Origin of the sequence: Paramuribaculum intestinale (assembly GCF_003024925.1) — a bacterium.
GTDB classification, from domain to species: Bacteria; Bacteroidota; Bacteroidia; order Bacteroidales; family Muribaculaceae; genus Paramuribaculum; species Paramuribaculum intestinale.
On record NZ_PUED01000289.1, the window covers coordinates 1 to 2106 of the forward strand.

At 57.3% G+C, this 2106-nt stretch carries 2 protein-coding genes; both read left to right on the forward strand.

Annotated elements, in window-relative coordinates; all coding sequences use genetic code 11:
• The first annotated feature begins 152 nt into the window (after positions 1-152).
• A complete protein-coding gene (gene istA / locus C5O24_RS12840; protein WP_237613085.1) occupies positions 153-1697 on the forward strand; it encodes an IS21 family transposase in 1545 nt (514 codons plus the stop codon).
• 27 nt (positions 1698-1724) lie between these two features.
• The coding region (locus C5O24_RS12845) for an ATP-binding protein (protein WP_161553911.1) at positions 1725-2106 on the forward strand (382 nt) is incomplete at its 3' end.

The following is a 2106-nucleotide window of genomic DNA, read 5'->3' on the forward strand; positions in this document are numbered from 1 at the left end:
CCCCCGGAAAATCATTTAAATTGACCCCCGTCCGGTCAAGCAAATTACCCCCCGGAAAAAGACTTTACGGGAGTTGGCAAAAGGAGTTTTTGAGCTATATTGTATGTTAAATAATATTAAACATACGACTGATGGCAAATCGAAAACTGAGCATGAACAAATTAAGACAGGTGCTCCGATGCCACGCCAACGGCAACGGAGCCAAGAGTATCAGCAACCTGACGGGCATAGCGCGCAACACGGTGCGTAAATACCTCCGGCGGTTTATGGAGCTGAACCGTGGCATCGAGGATCTTCTGAAACTGGAGGATCCGGATCTGAATGAGATTTTCGGAGTGAGAGCGGTCGGTTCGGAACCCGTGTCAAGCCGCCATCAGGAGCTTATGGGACTTATGCCTGATTATGTCAGACGTCTGAAAAAGAGAGGTATGACGCGGCAGAAGCTGTATGACGACTATATCGGGAGTCACCCGGGAGGCTATTCCCGGTCGACGTTCAGCCGTCTGATGCGTCTGTATGTGGCGCAGATGCACCCTATAGCGCATCTGGAACACAAGGCCGGCGACAAGATGTATGTCGATTACGCAGGCGACCGTCTGGAGCTGGTCGACCGTGACAGCGGCGGGATCATCGCCGTGGAGGTGTTCGTGGCCATACTGCCTTGCTCACAGCTTACATATGTTGAGGCCGTGATGAGCCAGCGCAAGGAGGACTTCATACGGTGCTGTGAGAATGCGCTTCATTTTTATGGCGGGGCACCGGCGGCCATCGTGCCAGACAATCTCAAGGCTGCCGTAAAGAAGGCAAGCCGTTACGAGGCGGAGCTCAATGAGGATTACGCGGCCTTCGCCGAGCATCACGGTTGCGCAGTCATACCGGCACGCGTGCGCAAGCCGCGCGACAAGGCCCTGGTGGAGGGCGCCGTCAAGCTCATCTACCGCAGCATCTACCCGTTGGTGCGACAGCGCACTCATCATGATCTTGTGTCGCTGAACGCCGCTATCCGTACGGCGCTGGAGCTTCACAACAACGCCCGCATGAGCGGACGCCCTTACAGCCGCCGCGAGCAGTTCGAGGATCTGGAGCGCATGTACCTGCGCCCGTTAAATCCCATAAGGTTCGAGCTGAAGGAACGGCATACCGCCACGGTACAGCGCAACGGGCACGTACGCCTTGACCGCCACTACTACAGCGTGCCCCACCGTCTTATCGGCCGCAAGGTCAACATACTGTATGACTCACGTACGGTTGAGATATACTGCGGCGGAGACCGCGTGGCCGTACATCCCAGAGGATGGCGCCCGTACGGGTATACCACGGAGCCGAATCACCTTGCCTCGGCCCACCGGGACCTGAGCGGATGGAGCGTCGAGGGCTTCCTGAGGCAGGGGGCACGCATACATGCCGACGTAGAGGACTTCCTGCGGCATGTCATAGAGTCAAAGACCCATCCCGAACAGGCCTACAAATCCTGCAAGGGCATACTGTCGTTCGCATCCAGGGTCGGCAACGACCGCCTGGTCAGGGCCTGCCGCAGGGCCGCATCCTCCGGACTCTACAACTACAGCGCCGTCGACTCGATACTGCGCAGCCGTCATGACTGCCTCGATGACGACACCCTTCCCGGTCAAGAGTGCGAGGAGAGCGCCCAGATGCCCCGGCATGCAAACATACGCGGGAAGGAATACTTCAGGTAACATATCAATCCAACAATACATACAACAATGGAAATGAACCAACAGACACTCGCCCGGATGTCGCAGATGCGGCTGCTGGGCATGCACGCGGCCTTCCGCACATCAATGGAATCGTTCAAAAGCGAAGGCATGACAACAGACCAGTTCGTGGCGTGGCTCGTGGAAAATGAATGGGACGACCGCACCAACCGGCTTATACAGCGCCTGCAGAAACAGGCCTCGTTCCGTTACCGCGCCTCAATCGAGGAGATAGACTACTCCCTTGAGCGCGGCCTTGACCGGAACCTGCTGATGCGGCTCTCCGAGATGACCTTCGTCACCGAGCCACGCGACATCTTCATCACCGGCAGTGCCGGCACCGGCAAAAGCTACATAGCAACCGCTCTGGGCTACCGGGCATGCCAGAAAG